The sequence below is a fragment of the Subtercola boreus genome (assembly GCF_003399625.1).
In the GTDB taxonomy this organism is placed as follows: Bacteria; Actinomycetota; Actinomycetes; order Actinomycetales; family Microbacteriaceae; genus Subtercola; species Subtercola boreus_C.
The window spans coordinates 137,178-153,101 of sequence record NZ_NBXA01000001.1 but is presented as its reverse complement, the minus strand read 5'-3'; the positions used below and the strand labels follow the sequence as shown (position 1 = coordinate 153,101).

Genomic DNA, 15,924 nt, shown 5'->3' with positions numbered 1-15,924 from the left:
ATCCAGTGACCATCACAGACAACGCGGTCTACGTCGACGGCCGCCGGGTCGTCGAACCGAAGACCCTCGACGAGACCTTCGAAGTGTTGCGAGAGCACCACGGTGTCGCGTGGATCGACCTGAGCCACCCCGACAAGACGGAACTCCAGGCCGTCGCCGACGAGCTGGGCCTCCACCACCTCGCCGTGGAGGACGCCCTCACCGGGCACCAGCGCGCGAAGCTCGAGCGCTACGGGGAGACGCTCTTCATTGTGCTGCGGCCCGCCCACTACCTCGACGACGTCGAGAAAGTGAAGTTCGGCGAGGTGCACATCTTCATGGGGAAGGACTTCGTCGTATCGGTGAACCACTCCGACTTTCCCGAGATAGCCGCGGTGCGGAAGCGACTCGAGGAGCGCCCGCAGCTGCTCGCTGAGGGTCCTCACACCATTGTGTACGGCATCCTCGACCTGGTCGTCGACGAGTACGCGCCCGTTCTGGCGGGCCTCGAGAACGACATCGACGAGATCGAGGACCAACTCTTCAACGGCGACCGCGCCGTGTCGAAACGCATCTACGACCTGCTGCGTGAGGTGATCTCGTTCCAGCGCGCGACCCGGCCACTCGTCGACATGCTCGCCCGGGTCGTCGACGGGCTCGAGGGCGACTCCGAACTCGAGATCAAACGGCACTATCGCGACGTGGCCGACCATGCAACGCGCATCACCGATCGCACGGATTCCTTCCGATCGCTCCTCGAGAACGCACTGACCGTGCACTCGACTCTGATTGCAGAACGCCAGAACGACGAGATGACGCGCATGACAGAGACGAGCCTGGCGCAGGGCGAGCAGGTGAAGAAGATCTCGTCGTGGGCCGCAGTGCTGTTCGCACCCACCCTGGTGGCGGCGATCTACGGGATGAACTTCGCGAACATGCCCGAGCTGCAGTGGCCCCTCGGCTACCCCTTCGCGCTCGCTCTGATGCTCGGATCGGGCGTGGCGCTGTACTTCGCGTTCAAGAAGCGCGGCTGGCTCTGATTCCGGATGCCCGGCCACACCCCGGGCATCCGGAGACCGTAAAATCGGGGCGTGGCCGTTTCGAAGATCATCCTGTTCTACGTGTTCGCGCCGCTGGCCGATCCTGATGCGCTGCGCCTCTGGCAGCGCGACCTCTGCGAGAGCCTGGGGCTCCGGGGCCGCATCCTGCTGTCGTCGCAGGGCATCAACGCGACGCTCGGGGGCGAGCTCGATGCGGTGAAGAAATACCTGCGGAAGACACGCGAGTACCCCGCCTTCAAAGGCGTCGATGTGAAGTGGAGTGAAGGCACGGGGCTCGATGGCACAGGTCTCTCCCTCGACTTTCCCCGGTTGAGCGTGAAGGTGCGTGATGAGATCGTCAGCTTCGGCGCCCCCGGCGAGCTGCGGGTGGATGATCGGGGTGTCGTCGGCGGCGGAATCCGCCTGTCGCCGCCCGAGCTGCACACCCTCGTCGACCAGCAGCGCGATGCCGGCGACGACGTGGTGTTCTTCGACGGGCGCAACTCGTTCGAGGCGGAGATCGGCCGGTTCGAGGGCGCGGTCGTTCCCGCCGTGGCCAACACCCGCGATTTCGTCGCGGAGCTCGACAGCGGAGCCTACGACCACCTCAAGGACAAGACCGTGGTGACGTACTGCACGGGCGGGATCCGCTGCGAGGTGCTTTCGTCGCTGATGGTGTCGCGCGGATTCTCGAACGTCTACCAACTCGACGGCGGCATAGTGCGCTACGGCGAGACATACGGCGACTCGGGGCTCTGGAAGGGCTCGCTGTATGTGTTCGACGACCGGATGTCGGTGGACTTCACACCGGATGCCCGGCCGATCGGTTCGTGTCACCGCTGCGGAGCATCCACCAGCCGTATGCAGAACTGTCTCGACCCGGCGTGCCGCACCCAGCTCGTGGTGTGCACTGACTGCTCGTCCACAGCCTCCATCTTCTGCGAGTTCCACACAGGTGCCGCAACCCCCTGAGCCTGTTGTGGCCGGCCGATCTAGGCTGAAGCCATGACCCTCTCCCTTCAGTCCAAAGCTGACGAACTGCTCCGTCTGCACACCTCCCCCGAGATCCTGACGGTGGTGAACGTATGGGATGTGATCAGCGCCCGCGCCATCGCCGACATCCCCGAGACCACCGCGCTGGCCACCGCCAGCCACAGCATCGCCGCGCTCTACGGCTACGACGACGGTGAGAACATCCCCGTCGAGCTGATGATCGACATGGTCGGCCGCATCGCCGCCTCGACCACGTTGCCCGTGAGCGCAGATCTCGAGGCCGGCTATGGCGCCCCCGGGGAGACCGTCCGCAAGGCGATCGGAGTCGGCATCGTCGGCGCCAACCTCGAAGACCAGATGAAGCCGTTCGACGAAGCGGTCGCCGCCGTCTCAGCTGTGGTTGCCGCTGCTTCGTCAGAGAACGTGAACTTCGTGCTGAATGCCCGCACCGACGCCTTCGTCAAGGCCGGCGACCGCCCCCACGACGAGGTCGTCGCCGACGCCATCGCGCGTGGCCGCGCCTTCCTCGACGCGGGCGCCGCCTGCGTCTTCGTGCCCGGCAGGCTCGACCTCACCACCGTCGAGCGCCTCGTCGAGGGCCTCGGCCAGCAACGTGTCAGCGTCATCAACGTTCCCGGCTCCCTCGCCCCCGCCACCCTCGAGAAGCTCGGTGTCGCGCGCATCTCCTACGGCCCCTGGACCCAGCGCGTCGCCCTCACGGCTCTCGCCGACCTCGCCATCAGCCTCTATGCGAACGGCGAGCTGCCGGGCGGTACCCGCCCCCTGAACTGACGCGCGTGGTGTCGTCGGTCGAAGAAATCGGTGCGCTCAGGCGGCGAGTTCCTTCTGGCCGACAAGAACGCCGGCGGCACGGCGCGTCTCACGCGCGGCCCTCCGCCGAATGCGGCGCTGGCGCGCGAAGACCCTGGCGTCGGCGGAAGACAGCGAGAACAGCACGAGAATGTCGAACGAGAGATTCACCAGTCCCGTCGTGAGCGTGATCGCCGTACCGTTCGTGAAGTAGTCGATCGCCACCGTTCCAGCACCCAGCAGGCTTACTCCGAGCACCAGGAATCGGGCCCAGTTGAACCCCGCGAAGACCAGCTGGGCGAGCAGCAGGTAGACCACATAGGCGATGATCGCGCCACCGATCACGATCCAGAGAACGATGTTCGCGAGGTCGCGCGAGTCGACATCCGGGCCCACCGGCAGCTCGATCGTCACCGTCTTGATGGAATCGGCCCAGGCCGTGAGCACGGCGACCACCGAGCCCGCGCCGATCGCACCGCGAACCACCATCAGCAGGTAGCTCACGTAGATCGAGATCGGCCGCTTCACGCGGTTCGACGATCCGGAGTCGCGCGCCGTCTCGATGACGTTCTGGCCGAGCAGCAGGGCATCTGCCGGCATGCCCGTCGAATCGACCTCAGCGGCGCTCCGGGCGCCCTCGGCCGATGGCTCCACTGCACGCAGGTCGATGATCGGCAGATCGCCGTCTGTCGTGATCGCGTCGCCCCCGCCGTTCACGGCGTGGTACCCCGTGGAGAAATTGCGGATGACCGTGAAGACGCCCCGCGGATTCGCCTGTTCGAGCGTGGTCACGATGTGGTCGCGCTCGATGTCGGTCTCGCGCTCGATGCGGTGCGTGACCTGCAGGGTGAAGAGGGAGAGCCCGACGTTGCGGTCGTACGTTCCCGCGGCCATCCACTCGGCCGAGTACCCGCCGGGGAGCAACCAGCCCGGAGGGGTCTTCCAGAACCGCACATGGTGACGCTTGGCAGGATTACCCGCCACCTCCTGCTGGTAGGTGAAGTCCTGGATGTTTCCGAAGAGGTAGAGCGGGCTCACGGGCGCATCGGAGTAGCTGCGGCGGAAGATCGTCGACGACACGATTCGGAGCGCGCTGCGGAAGCCGACCTCGTCGGCTTTGTGCCATCCGGCGGCCAGCATCGCGGTGTGCAGCTGAGCCTCCGTGCCGAAGAGCGCGAGATTGACCGGATCGCCGAGCAGCCCCTCGTGCGTGCGGGCCCGCCCGATGAAGTAGTCGGGCACGTAGATGAGCGTCAGCATGCTGTGGATGCGCGGCAGCAGCAGATACGCGAGCAACAACCAGAAGACGAGCAGGAACCAGACGTACTGGAGCCCCCGGCTGAAGGTCTCTGAGAGCACCAGGTAGGCGAGCCAGCCCGCGGCGAGCGCACCAAGGAAGAAGAAGACGTTGTCGAGCACCACTTCGAACGACGCGCGGCGACGCTCGGGAATGGGGAGCGCTCTGGCGGAGCGCGGCACGAACGGCGCGGGCGAGTTCTCCGTCTGCGGCGTCTCGATCTGCGTCATGCCTCAACCGTAAAGCACCACTGCCGCCGCGACCACGACTGAGAGACAACTGAGTAAACGTCAGATTAGACTGGTGTTTCCCCTAGCCTCTGCAGTGGGACCGATCACGAGAAGAAGGACACCCGCATGTCGAGCACCGCAACGCGCCCGCGGGGTCGCGAGCACCGCAGCCCGGAGACCGGCGCCTACTCCGTCGGAGTGGCCGTTGTGCGCCCGCGAGCGGAACGCCCGGAACGTCCGGCACGTCCGGAACGTCCGGCACGTCCGGCACGTCCGGACAGCTCCGAACGCCCGGAACGCTCCGAAGACTCCGCGGGCTCTGAGGGCTTCGAGGTCGACAGCTGGTTGCGGCGCACTCCGGTGCGCCTGTTCGGCCACGATGGTCGGATGATCGGGGTCGACGCGGCTCGTGGCCTGGCCGTCGTCGGTCTCGTGATCGGGGTGCTCGTACCGGCCCTCGGCGCAGTGGTGGGTGGCGGCGGGGCTGCCGGGGCTGCAGAGTCCGGAGCTGTGGATGCCCGTGTTCTGGATGCCGGAGCCCTGGATGCCGGAGCGGTCCATATCAGTGGGCTGCTCGCTCTCGTCACGACGGCGTTGTTCGTGCTGGTTGCCGGCGCCTCGGCCTCCCGGCTGATGGGAGGGGGGCCGGGTGGGCCGCTGCGGATCGCCGTTCGGGCCGGCGTGCTCTTCGCGGGCGGCGCCATCGCGGGCGGTGCTGCGGGCGGCGCCATCGCGGGCGGTGCTGCGGGCGGTGGCGGCACGCCTGCCGAGAGCATCGTCACCCAGCCGGCGGTGATGCTGCAGATGCTCGGAGCGCTCACCTTCCTCGCTCTCTTTCTGGGGAGACTACGCGCACGAAGCCTTTTCGCGATCGCCGGTGCGGGCATCCTCGTTCTCCCTGCCTGCAACGCCGCACTGATGATCTGGGCCACCAGTCCGACAGGTGCCGCCGGCCAGAACGGAGTCGGCGGCCAGAACCTGTCCGTCCTCCTCCGGGAGTCCGTGCTCCTGATCACCTCGGGCGCCTTCCCCGTGCTCACCTGGTGTGCTCCATTCCTCGCGGGGCTGGCGATAGGGCGGATGGCCGAGGCTCGCCTGTGGCGGCCCTTCGCGCTGTTCGCCGCGGGAGGGATCTGCTGTGCACTCGCTGCGGGTCTCTCACTCCTGGTCGACCGCGGCTTCGACCCGGGGAGCCGCGGATACCAGATCCTCGGATCGCTCTTCCCTTCCGCACCGACGACGGCGGGCTCTGCGCTGCGCGTCGACACTGCGGGGGCCGTCGACATTCTCGGGGCCACGGCGGTCGCGCTCACCCTGTTGGCCCTCTGCCTGCTTGTCGCGCGGACGCTCCGTTGGATCGCACTTCCCCTCAGTGCGCTCGGGTCCCTCGCCCTGACGACATCGACAGCGCTCTTCGCCGCACTCCTACTCGCACCGAGGGCGGTCGACGACGGCTGGACTCTGGTCAGCTCCCGCGCTTCCGGGGTCTCGGCCGAATTCGGAACGTCACTGGCACTTGCCGCCGTGCTGGCCGCGATGGCGCTGATCGCCACGCTCTGGAGGGCCCTGCTCGGAAGCGGGCCGGTGGAACGTGCCGTGGCTCTGGCCGGAACCCTCTCGGAGCGAGTGCCGTTCGACGCTGGTGTCGCGAAGGGAGAATCGACCAGCCCTCTCCGGCGGTCGTCCTTCGCGCCGGAGACCACGGAGCCGGAAGCCCCGGCCACGGCGGCTGCTCCCACCCCGGCACCTGCTCCCGCCCCGGCGCCCTCTCCTGCCCCTCCACCATCCCCTGCACGGGCATTCGGTGAGCGAGATGCATCGCGGCGCGGGCCGGACCTCCTGCCCGAGGTGGCCCCCGAGGTGGTTCCCGAGCCGCGAGCTCGCTTCTCACTCAGACAGCCCCCGCCGGTGGCTGTGGCAGCCCCAGGCAGCGCTGGTCCCATCGGCGACGACAGCGCAGACCCGGCAGAGGGCGGAGAGCTGGGTGGAGCATCCACACGGCGCCGACCCCCGCGCCAGAGGCAGGGCCTGCCGGGCCGCACCACTTCGGCGCCGAAGCCGAAGCGGAGTCGGAGTCGAGACACCGTGCCCACACCCGAACCTCAGGGCGAACGGGAGACGGTGCCTGCCGCCTCTTCACCGAACCCTGCCCCACCCGTGGGTGCCCGAACCGGCGGTACCGAGCCGACCCTTCCTCCCAGCACCCGCTGGAACTCGGGACAGTCCCTCGGCCGACTCCCCTACTGACATTCGCGCCACGGCAGTGCCCACACTCATCTGCCCGACGATCCTGAGTACGAAAGACGGGTGAGACTCCCCCTTCCATGCAGTATGAAAAGCACGCAGAACGACTCCTCCGCGAAGGTGACCGCCTTCCCGGGGGAGCCCTTCAGCGCGCGCTGTTCGATGAGGCGACGCGCGTCGCGGGGCTGTCCGACGACGAGTCCCTGCTCTACAGAGCTCGACTCCGGATCGTCGCGTCGTCCGCCCGGACAGGCAACACCCAAGACCTTCTCACGAATATGGAGTGGTGTCTCGACAGGCACCTCGAAGACTCGGATGAGTTCCCGGCCGCGCTCGGAAGTGCTGAGGCATCCGCGATCGAAGCCGGGATGACCGTTGACCTGGCTGTCGAATTTGCGGCCATCCCGCCGGCGCTCGCTTCCAGCACCGTCCACTCCCTCGAAACCATCGACGAGTCACTCGATGAGCTCCGGGAACTGCTCATCGAACGCGTCGAGCGGATGCCGCACACCGAGCAGTCCCAGAGGGAGGGCGACATCCTGCTCACCGCGGCGAGGGCGGAGGCCTTCGACAGCTGCGGCCGGGAGCGTCAGGCGAGCGAGCAGCGGACACGCCTGAAGCAGCTCCTCCACGACCACAACAGGACAGCGACCGACGGCGGCGCCGTCGGCGGGAGCGACGCAGGTCACCCTGCCGAGCACCCACTTCTCCGGGTGCGTGGTGCGTTCTCACCGGGGCGGCGGATAGCCGAGTCGCTGTTGCCCCTGCTTGCGCGAGGCCAGCTCTCCGACGCGTACCTCGAGCACCTGCGCGGCTACGACATGCTGCGGAACGAGCCGGGACAGCTCGGTACCCTCGTGTTGCACCTCCGGTTCCTGCTCGAGAGCGGCAGTCTCGAGCGAGGGCTTCTTCTGGCGGAACGGCACCTGCACTGGCTCGCCGCAGATCCGCTCGACGAGCGCTCGTCGTTCGATGCGCTGCTGGTGATCGGTGAGCTCCTCGATGCCATCTGCGAGGCGGCGACCGGCACCGTCGCGTCGGGTTCCGTCGCATCGGGTTCCGACGCATCGGGTTCCGGCGAGCGAGGACCCGGCACGACGGGCGCCGACCGACGGATCACGGCGGCGGAGCATCCGGCGCTCGTCGACGTGTGGGGGCAGCTCGTCACCCCGGTCACGGCAGAGGTGCTGGGGGATGCCTGCTGGGGAGCTGCTGCGCGACGAGCCACCGCCTTCGACACGAGGAACGGCACCCGCTCCTTCGATGACCAGTTGGCGCGCGCCGAGGCACGGAGCGACATCCGCTGCGAGGCTCTTGCGCGCCGGGATGGGGGCGGCGAGACTGCCCCGTCACCGTCACAGCCGACGGGCAGCACCGCCGGGCTCGACCTCGCAACGACGCCCTGGTGGGGTGAGGAGCGCAGCACCCTGACCAGCGCAGACTGGCTGCAGGTCGCAAAGGAACGGGCGAGCGTAGAGGATCCGGTCGGGGCCCGAGCCGCACTCCGGCAGGCCCATGACCTGCTCGACCGGGAAGAGGCGGAGCGGAGCCTCCCGCCGGTGGCCGACCTTCGGGGCCCGGCGCGCGCGCGGCGGAGATCGCAGCGTGGCAGCTCTCGAACCCTCGATCGACCGCACCCGGAAGTGGGTGGATCCGAGCACCCGGCCTTCGACGACCTCGTCACAGGAGCCGCCCGGCCCGGCAAGACGATCTCCCGGGGCAGTGCGAGTGGCGCTGCCGGCCCCGGTACGGAGGTCGGCACCTCTGGCACCTCTGGCACAGCCGGTACGGCTGACACAGTCCGCACCGCAGATACCGCAGGCACCTTCGGCATCGCGGGTACCACCGACACGGCCCGAGGACCCGGCGGCACCCGGCCGACCAGCGTCGGCGATTCTGTCTCGGTGACCAGATGCGCGCTCCTCGACCTCGAGATCCGGCTGGCCATCGAGCAGGGCGACCTCACACTCGCCGAGGAACTCGCCTCCTCTCGCGTCGGGCTGCTGGTCGCCGACGGTCGACAGGATCTCGCCGACGTGGAACTCGAGCTCGGGCTGCTGATGTTCGGTGTGCCTCCCCAGCGCCGGAGCGGAGATCTCGAGCGCGCCCTCACACTCCTCCGCGATGGCGAATTCGACGCCGATGCCGAACGGGGCGTGCTGAACGCCCTCGGTGAACTGCGTCTCAGGGAAGGTCGCTCCGAGGAGGCGATCGGCTATCTTCTCGCCGCTGTGGCCCTCTGCGGCCACGATCCCGACAGCACCATCGTGCAACGCCCCCTGGCCCTGCTCGCACATGCCCAGCTGAACACCGCTCAGCCCGCCTGGGCGAGGGCGACGCTCGACCGGCTGTTGCGTCACGACCTCGATCGAGCGATGCGGGCGAGGGCGCTCCTGATGCGGGCGCGGGTGCTCCAACAGTCCGCGGATCTCCGAGTTGCGCTCGACGATGCGGATCGGGCACTCTCCCTGCATCTGGAACTGCGCTACAGCAAGGGTGTCGTCGATGCCTGCGCGACACTCGCCTCGCTGCTCGAGGAGCTCGGCATTCGAGCGGGTGTGGTCGAAGCATGGAGAATGGCCGTGACGGAGGCCCAGAACTCCTCGGGACGACCCGTGGCCGGTCATCCGTTCCCCGAGCATCTCGATGAGCACCCGGATCTGCGGATGCTGCGGCTGAGGCTCGCCCGGGCACTGGTCTCCGCCGAACGAGGCGACGAAGCCGCGGCGGAACTCCTCCGCCTGTACGACCAGTCGCCGGGCGATGTCGGCGGTGCGCCCGGCGACACCGTTCCGGGCGATGCAGTATCACCAGCCACCACGGTCGGGCACGCAGAGATCCTCTTCTGGCTGGGGCACGCCCAGCGGCTCGCAGACGACGACGAGGCCGCCTACGCATCGTGGAGCCTCGCCCTGCGCCTGACCTCCGCTCTACGGGATGCCCGGGGTGCCGTGCGCTCCGGCCTCGCCCTCGGGCGGCTCCTGCTCGACGACGACGATCCTGACGGCCTCGACGTGCTGAAGCACACGCTCGACCAGGCGCGGCTCCTCACAGAGGATCCCTCCTCCGAGGTCGACGCGCTGCACCTCCTCGGCATCGCCCAGTGCGCGTTCGGCGACGCGACCGGTCTCGAAACGCTCGACGACGCCCTCGATCTCGCAGCACGGACCGCCTTCGACATCGATGCGCTCATCGCAGAGATCGCGGAGTCGCGGGCACGGGCCTTCGACGATCTGGGCCTCGAAACCGAGGCACTGATCAGCTCCGCCCGTGCCGCCCGGTTGTACGAACGACTGTGCGACCGGGCATCCGCGGGCCGGTCGCACCTGTTCACGGCCCGGCTCCTCGTGACGCTCGGCCGACACGAGGAAGCCCTACCCGTCTACCGGCGGAGCCTCGACATGCTGCCGCCGGACACTCCGGTGGTGGAGCTGGCCCTGCAGGAGTGGCACGCCGCGCGAGCGAGTCTCGCGGCGATCGGCGCCGGCCCGAGTACCCCGCAACTCCCCGGCTCCGCCTCGTGAAGACAGGAGCCTGAGACGATGGCACGACATGGCCTCGGCCACTGCCCCCACCCGACTGGCCGGAACCCAGGTCGGATCCCTAGTTCGCGGCGATCTCCGTCGCCGCGGCAGCCTCAGCCGGCGGCAGCCTCAGCGCGCGAAGCAGCGTGAGCGAATGCCGGGTCGTCACGATGACGCGTGAGAACTCCGCCCCGTCGATGTCGATGACGACCGAGGTACGGGTGCCCTTGATCAGCAGGAAATCCTTGCCGTCGTGGAACTTCCACGACCCCACGGCGAGAGTCAGCGGCACCGCGGTGCCCGGGGCACGGATGCCGCGAACCCAGATCCACGGATCGTCGGTCAGAACGGCCGAACGGATGCTGTCGAGTGGCACCTCGATGTCGCCGCGACGGAACGACATCAGCTTCTCGGCGCGCGTCAACCGGATCTCGAGCCGATCGGGATGCACGAACAGAACTGCCATGCGCCTAGTCTGCCGGGGAAACCTCAGCAGCGGAACGTGCCGCGCCCGGGAGGGCCGAGACGATGCGGTCGATTGCGTTCTCATCGAGCGCTGCCGAGACGAACCACGCTTCGAACACCGAGGGTGGCAGGGAGATCCCCGCGTCGAGCATGGAGTGGAAGAACGGCGCATAACGGAACGATTCCTGCGCCTGGACCTCTGCATATGTTCGCGGCCCGCCGCCGGCGAAGTCGCCGAAGGCGAAGCTGAACAGGTTGCCCGCACGTTGCACCGAGTGGGCGACTCCCTCTGCCGCGAGCGCATCAGACACAGCGTTCGAGAGCACGAGCGCGGTGGAGTCGAGCGCCCGATAGACCTCCGCGTCGGCGAGGCGCAGGGTGGCGAGGCCCGCAGCGACGGCCACCGGATTGCCGGAGAGTGTGCCCGCCTGGTAGACCGGGCCGAGGGGGGCGAGGTGGTCCATCACGTCGGCTCGTCCGCCGAGTGCGGCGAGAGGCATGCCCCCGCCGACGACCTTGCCGAAGGTGAAGAGGTCGGGCTGGTAGGGCAGGGCGGCGACGTCCAGGCCCCACCACCCGGCGGGACCCACGCGGAAGCCGGTGAGCACCTCATCGATGATGAGGAGGGCGCCGTTCTCATGCACGATGTCGGCGAGGGCGGCATTGAAACCGGGATCGGGGGCGACCACGCCCATGTTGGCGGCGGCGGCCTCGGTGATGACGGCGGCGATGCGACCCTCGTGGGCCGCGAAGACCTCCCGCACCGCATCGAGGTCGTTGTAGGGCAGTACCAGAGTCTGGGCAGCGTTCGCGGCCGTCACTCCGGCCGACGCCGGCAGTGCGAGGGTTGCGAGCCCCGAACCGGCTTCGGCGAGGAGCGAGTCGGAATGACCGTGGTAGTGGCCGGCGAACTTGACGAGCAGGTCGCGGCCTGTGAAACCCCGAGCCAGGCGGATGGCTGTCATCGTGGCCTCCGTGCCCGTCGACACCAGCCTCACCTTCTCGACCGGCGACAGGCCCGCTGCAGAGACCCGCGCCCTGATGGCCTCGGCGAGCTCGGTCTCACCCGGGGTCGATGCGCCGAACGAGAGGCCCCTGGCCGCAGCATCCTGAACCGCCTGAACGACCTCAGGATGGGCGTGGCCGAGGATGGCCGGACCCCAGGAGTTGACGAGGTCGACATATTCCACGCCGTCGGCATCCGTGACGTGCGGGCCTTTGGCCGACACGAGGAAACGAGGGGTTCCGCCGACTGAACGGAAGGCGCGCACCGGCGAGTTGACCCCGCCCGGGATGGAAACGCTCGCACGGGCGAAGAGAACGTCGGATTCAGACACGGAACTGCCTTTCAAAAGCTGTGGAGGTATATGTTCACTGCTCGCGCAGGATGCGGGCGATCTCGGGCGCGAAGTAGGTCAGCACAGCATCTGCTCCGGCACGGCGGATGCCCGTCACCGACTCGAAGACGGCCCGCTCACGGTCGATCCAGCCGTTGGCCGCAGCGGCTTCGATCATCGCGTACTCACCGGACACCTGGTAGGCCCAGACCGGCACGGGTGACACAGCAGCAACGTCGGCGAGCACGTCGAGGTAGCTCATGGCAGGTTTCACCATCACGATGTCCGCGCCCTGCTCGAGGTCGAGGAGTGTCTCCCGCATGCCCTCACGACGGTTCGCCGGATCCTGCTGGTAGGTCTTGCGGTCGCCCTTCAGCGTCGAACCGACCGCCTCGCGGAACGGTCCGTAGAATGCCGATGCGTACTTTGCCGAGTAGGCGAGGATCGCGGTGTCCTGGAAGCCGCGCGCATCGAGTTCGTCACGCACTGCGGCAACCTGGCCATCCATCATGCCCGACAGCCCGACCAACTCGGAGCCGCTCTCGGCCTGGGCGACCGCCATGTCGCGGTAACGCAGGAGGGTCGCGTCGTTGTCCACCCGCCCCTCCGAATCGAGCACACCACAGTGGCCGTGGTCGGTGAACTCGTCGAGGCAGAGGTCGGTCTGCACGACGAGAGCATCGCCGACCTCCGCGGCGACGACCCGCGTCGCCAGGTTCAGGATGCCGTCAGGGTCTGTCGCCCCCGACCCGATCGCGTCTTTCGAGTCGGGAACACCGAACAGCATCACCCCGCCGAGCCCCAGATCGGCCGCTTCGTTGACGACGGCTCGAACACTCTCGGTGGTGTGCTGCGTGATGCCCGGCATCGAGCTGATCGGCAGCGGATCGGTTCCCTCCCGCACGAACAGGGGCAGGATCAGGTCTGCGGGGTGCAGCCGCGTCTCGGAGACGAGGCGGCGCATCGCCGGCGTGGCGCGGAGACGACGCGGTCGAACAGTCAGATCGGCAGGCGCGCCGTTCCTGTGGGAAGTCATGCACCAACCCTACGCTCCGCGGCTGGGCGGGCGCCGTCCGCGCGTCAGCGCAGCGCGCCCGCCGCCTCGATCAGGGTCTCGATGAGCGACTCCGCCGATCTTTCCGCTGCCACGAGGTCGACACGGAGGCCATAGCTGCGGGCATCCTGCGCCGTCACCGGGCCGATGCACGCCACGATTGTGGTCTCCGGAATAGGCCCCAACTGCAGTTGGACCTGCTCGGCAACACTCCCCGACGTGACGAGGATGGCCCTGATCAAGCCCGCGGTCACCTCTTCGCGGATGTTCGGGTCGACCTGCACGCCGATCGTCCGGTAGGCGACGACCGACTCCACGGAATGCCCGCGTTGGACGAGCCCCTGGCTCAGCACGGGCTTCGCGATCTCGCTCCGGAGGGTGAGGATGCGAAGCGAAGCTCCCGCCTCCTCGAACTGTTTCATCTCGCTGAGCAGGCCTTTTGCCGAATTGTCTTCGAGCGGTACCAGGTCGACCCGGTAGCCGGCCGAGGTCAGGGCACTGGCCGTCGTCTCCCCGACGGCTGCGATGCGCGTCGAGGTCGGCACGAGTGCCTGGTGGGCGGAGAGCACGTCGACGGTCGTTGCGCTCGTCACCGTGAGCCAGTCGAAGGCGCCCGACGCGAGACGCTCCAGCGCACTCTCGAGCGACGCGCTGTCTTCGGTGGGTGCGAAGTTGATGAGCGGCGCGACGATCGGCGTAGCCCCGACCGCCCTCAGGTCTGACGCGACGCCATGCCCCCAGGGCCCTCCGCGGGGAACGAGGATACGCCAGCCCGCGAGGGGCTTCGGCGAAACGGTGTGGGAGGTCATCGGATGCCCGCCCCGAGTTCTGCGAGTTCGTCCGCGCCGTCCGAGAGGAGTTGCGCGGCGACTGCGGAGCCGAGGGCAACCGCGGCGGCTTCCCGGGCCGCGAGGTCGCCGGGGGATTCCAGCGTCACCGACCGCGTGCTGCCGAGCTCAGCCGATCCGTCGGCACTGTAGACGACGGCGTTGAGCGTGAGAGTGTCGCCGTCGAGTGTCGACGAAGCGCCGATGGGCGCACTGCAGCCCGCCTCGAGCGCTGCGAGCACCGCCCGTTCAGCTCCGATGCCGATGCGGGTGCCGTCGTGCTGGATCTCGTTGAGTTCGGGAATGCTGTCCTCCTCGCGCGCTTCGATCGCCAGCGCCCCCTGGCCGGGCGCAGTAGGCCAGACAGAGAGATCGAAGAATTCGGACACAGCGTCAAGTCTCCCCAGACGAGTGAGACCGGCGGCAGCAAGCACCACAGCGTCCAATTCCCCGCTCGACACCTTTGCCAACCTGGTGTCGACATTACCTCTAATGTCGATCACGCGGAGATCCGGTCTCAGACTGAGCAGCTGCGCAACCCGCCGGGGCGACCCTGTGCCGACGCGGGAACCCTCGGGAAGCTCCTCCAGAGTCAATCCGTCGCGGGAGCAGAGGGCATCGCGCGGATCCTCGCGGAGGGGCACCGCACCGATCACCAGCCCCGGGTAGGCGGCAGTCGGCAGGTCTTTCAGCGAGTGCACGACCAGGTCGCAACCGCCTTCGTCGAGGGATGCCCGGAGCGCACTCGCGAAGACGCCGGTGCCGCCGATGCTCGCAAGCGACGCCCGGGAGGTGTCGCCCTCGGTCGTCACCACCGTGATGGTGACCTCGACGCCGGTCAACCGGGTCAGTTCGGCCGCGATCATCCCGGTCTGGGCCAGGGCGAGCGCGCTGCCACGAGTGGCGATTCTGAGCTTTCGGGTCATGGGGCCAAACCGGCGAGGGCGGGTCGGAAGCCGAGCCGGACGTTCTCGCAGCATCCCGAGCGGCAGACGTCGTACCAGGGCCCGAGGGGTGTCACGGAGGGTCGGTCGGCGGTCGGCACACCGTTCACTCGCTCGAGAACGAGGTCGATGAGGCCGCTGACGTACTGCTGGTGTACTCCCGGCGTCGGCACGCGAACACTGTACAACGCATTCTCGTTCGCGGTGTCGGTGGCCTCCTTGTCGAGGTCCCACTTCACTTCCATGTGGTCACTCACGAAGCCGAGCGGCACGATCACGACAGCACGGATGCCGCGGGCCGGAAGCTCGCCGATGGCGTCGTTGATGTCGGGGTCGAGCCACGGCTGGGTGGGCGGGCCACTGCGGCTCTGGAACACGAGCTGCCAGTTCGGCATGGATGACCGGCCGACGCCGACCGCCTCCATGACGACTTCGGCCACCGCCAGGTGCTGGGCCTGGTAGGCGCCGCCCGGGCCGAAACCGCGTTCGGGCGGGCCGGAGCGGTCCGCATCCGTCGAGGGGATCGAGTGGGTCGAGAACAGCACCTCGACCTCGGAGCCCAGGTCGATACCGGGCAGGGCCGCCTCGATCTCGTCGTAGGCCGCCGAAACGCCGTCGATGAAGGGTGCGACGAAACCGGGGTGGTCGAAGAACTGGCGGACCTTGTCGATCTGCAGCGTGCCCTCGAGCCCGGTCTCGGTCAGCGCCTTGGCATAGTCCTCGCGGTACTGGCGGCAGCTGGAGTACGAGCTGTAGGCGCTCGTGCCGATCGCGATGAGCTTGGTGAACCCGCGCTCGTTCGCCTCGCGGAGGGCCTCGGGCAGGTAGGGCGCCCAGTTGCGGTTGCCCCAGAGCACGGGCAGGTCGATGCCGCGGCGTGCGAGTTCAGCCTCGAGAGCCGCCTTCAGCTCGCGGTTCTGCTCATTGATCGGGCTGATTCCGCCGAATGCCCGGTAGTGGTGGGCGACCTCCTCGAGGCGTTCGTCGGGGATGCCGCGACCGCGTGTCACATTCCGGAGAAAGGGGATGACGTCGTCCTGGCCCTCAGGCCCGCCGAAGGAGGCGAGCAGGATGGCGTCGTAGGCCACGGCCTCCTCGACATGTTCGGCTCCGGATGCCGCGGCGGAGGTCGCCGCTCGCACGATGACACCCTCGGGGAAGGCGTTCGGGTCCGCCGCAG

The 15,924-nt window shown here is 68.3% G+C and carries 12 protein-coding genes; 5 read left to right on the top strand and 7 right to left on the bottom strand.

Going from position 1 to position 15,924, the window contains the following annotated elements:
- Positions 1-5: 5 nt before the first annotated feature.
- From B7R21_RS00715 to B7R21_RS00705, 3 genes are read left to right on the top strand one after another with little or no spacing between them, the layout of a single operon-like run.
- Positions 6-1,019, top strand: a complete 1,014-nt coding sequence (locus B7R21_RS00715) for a magnesium and cobalt transport protein CorA (RefSeq protein WP_116281329.1) — start codon at positions 6-8, stop codon at positions 1,017-1,019.
- 51 nt (positions 1,020-1,070) lie between these two features.
- Positions 1,071-1,991: an oxygen-dependent tRNA uridine(34) hydroxylase TrhO gene (gene trhO / locus B7R21_RS00710; RefSeq protein WP_116281328.1), complete on the top strand. Its 921-nt coding sequence runs from the start codon at positions 1,071-1,073 to the stop codon at positions 1,989-1,991.
- 33 nt (positions 1,992-2,024) lie between these two features.
- Positions 2,025-2,804, top strand: a complete 780-nt coding sequence (locus B7R21_RS00705) for an isocitrate lyase/PEP mutase family protein (protein WP_116281327.1) — start codon at positions 2,025-2,027, stop codon at positions 2,802-2,804.
- A gap of 36 nt (positions 2,805-2,840) precedes the next feature.
- On the opposite strand, the gene B7R21_RS00700 is transcribed toward B7R21_RS00705, so the two are convergent.
- The gene (locus B7R21_RS00700) at positions 2,841-4,349 is read right to left on the bottom strand and encodes an LssY C-terminal domain-containing protein (RefSeq protein ID WP_116281326.1); all 1,509 of its coding nucleotides are present in this window, start codon (positions 4,347-4,349) and stop codon (positions 2,841-2,843) included.
- A 126-nt stretch (positions 4,350-4,475) separates the two neighbouring features.
- On the opposite strand from B7R21_RS00700, the gene B7R21_RS20355 reads away from it, so the two are divergent.
- Both B7R21_RS20355 and B7R21_RS00690 read left to right on the top strand, forming a co-directional pair.
- A complete protein-coding gene (locus B7R21_RS20355; RefSeq protein ID WP_116281325.1) occupies positions 4,476-6,596 on the top strand; it encodes a hypothetical protein in 2,121 nt (706 codons plus the stop codon).
- A gap of 77 nt (positions 6,597-6,673) precedes the next feature.
- Positions 6,674-10,117, top strand: a complete 3,444-nt coding sequence (locus B7R21_RS00690; RefSeq protein WP_116281324.1) for a hypothetical protein — start codon at positions 6,674-6,676, stop codon at positions 10,115-10,117.
- A gap of 79 nt (positions 10,118-10,196) precedes the next feature.
- Here B7R21_RS00690 and B7R21_RS00685 read toward each other — a convergent pair whose 3' ends face one another.
- From B7R21_RS00685 to B7R21_RS00660, 6 genes are read right to left on the bottom strand one after another with little or no spacing between them, the layout of a single operon-like run.
- Entirely contained in the window at positions 10,197-10,583 is a 387-nt protein-coding gene (locus B7R21_RS00685) for a hypothetical protein (protein ID WP_116281323.1), read from the bottom strand.
- A gap of 4 nt (positions 10,584-10,587) precedes the next feature.
- The gene (hemL, locus tag B7R21_RS00680; protein ID WP_253259559.1) at positions 10,588-11,919 is read right to left on the bottom strand and encodes a glutamate-1-semialdehyde 2,1-aminomutase; all 1,332 of its coding nucleotides are present in this window, start codon (positions 11,917-11,919) and stop codon (positions 10,588-10,590) included.
- Between the two features lie 34 nt (positions 11,920-11,953).
- Positions 11,954-12,955, bottom strand: a complete 1,002-nt coding sequence (hemB, locus tag B7R21_RS00675) for a porphobilinogen synthase (protein ID WP_116281321.1) — start codon at positions 12,953-12,955, stop codon at positions 11,954-11,956.
- A 44-nt stretch (positions 12,956-12,999) separates the two neighbouring features.
- A complete protein-coding gene (locus B7R21_RS00670; protein WP_116281320.1) occupies positions 13,000-13,782 on the bottom strand; it encodes a uroporphyrinogen-III synthase in 783 nt (260 codons plus the stop codon).
- Positions 13,779-14,726 (bottom strand): hydroxymethylbilane synthase, encoded by a 948-nt coding sequence (gene hemC, locus B7R21_RS00665; RefSeq protein ID WP_116281319.1) that lies wholly within the window; start codon positions 14,724-14,726, stop codon positions 13,779-13,781. The genes B7R21_RS00670 and hemC overlap by 4 nt, the downstream gene beginning before the upstream one ends.
- The gene (locus B7R21_RS00660; RefSeq protein WP_116281404.1) at positions 14,723-15,886 is read right to left on the bottom strand and encodes a ferrochelatase; all 1,164 of its coding nucleotides are present in this window, start codon (positions 15,884-15,886) and stop codon (positions 14,723-14,725) included. The genes hemC and B7R21_RS00660 overlap by 4 nt, the downstream gene beginning before the upstream one ends.
- Between the last annotated feature and the right edge of the window lie 38 nt (positions 15,887-15,924).

Bases quoted from the DNA above. Each gene is read 5' to 3' on its own strand.
- hemC (WP_116281319.1), bottom strand. From the start codon at position 14,726: ATGACCCGAAAGCTCAGAATCGCCACTCGTGGCAGCGCGCTCGCCCTG.
- B7R21_RS00685 (WP_116281323.1), bottom strand. From the start codon at position 10,583: ATGGCAGTTCTGTTCGTGCATCCCGATCGGCTCGAGATCCGGTTGACG.
- B7R21_RS00690 (WP_116281324.1), top strand. From the start codon at position 6,674: ATGCAGTATGAAAAGCACGCAGAACGACTCCTCCGCGAAGGTGACCGC.
- hemB (WP_116281321.1), bottom strand. From the start codon at position 12,955: ATGACTTCCCACAGGAACGGCGCGCCTGCCGATCTGACTGTTCGACCG.
- B7R21_RS00700 (WP_116281326.1), bottom strand. From the start codon at position 4,349: ATGACGCAGATCGAGACGCCGCAGACGGAGAACTCGCCCGCGCCGTTC.
- B7R21_RS00705 (WP_116281327.1), top strand. From the start codon at position 2,025: ATGACCCTCTCCCTTCAGTCCAAAGCTGACGAACTGCTCCGTCTGCAC.
- B7R21_RS20355 (WP_116281325.1), top strand. From the start codon at position 4,476: ATGTCGAGCACCGCAACGCGCCCGCGGGGTCGCGAGCACCGCAGCCCG.
- B7R21_RS00670 (WP_116281320.1), bottom strand. From the start codon at position 13,782: ATGACCTCCCACACCGTTTCGCCGAAGCCCCTCGCGGGCTGGCGTATC.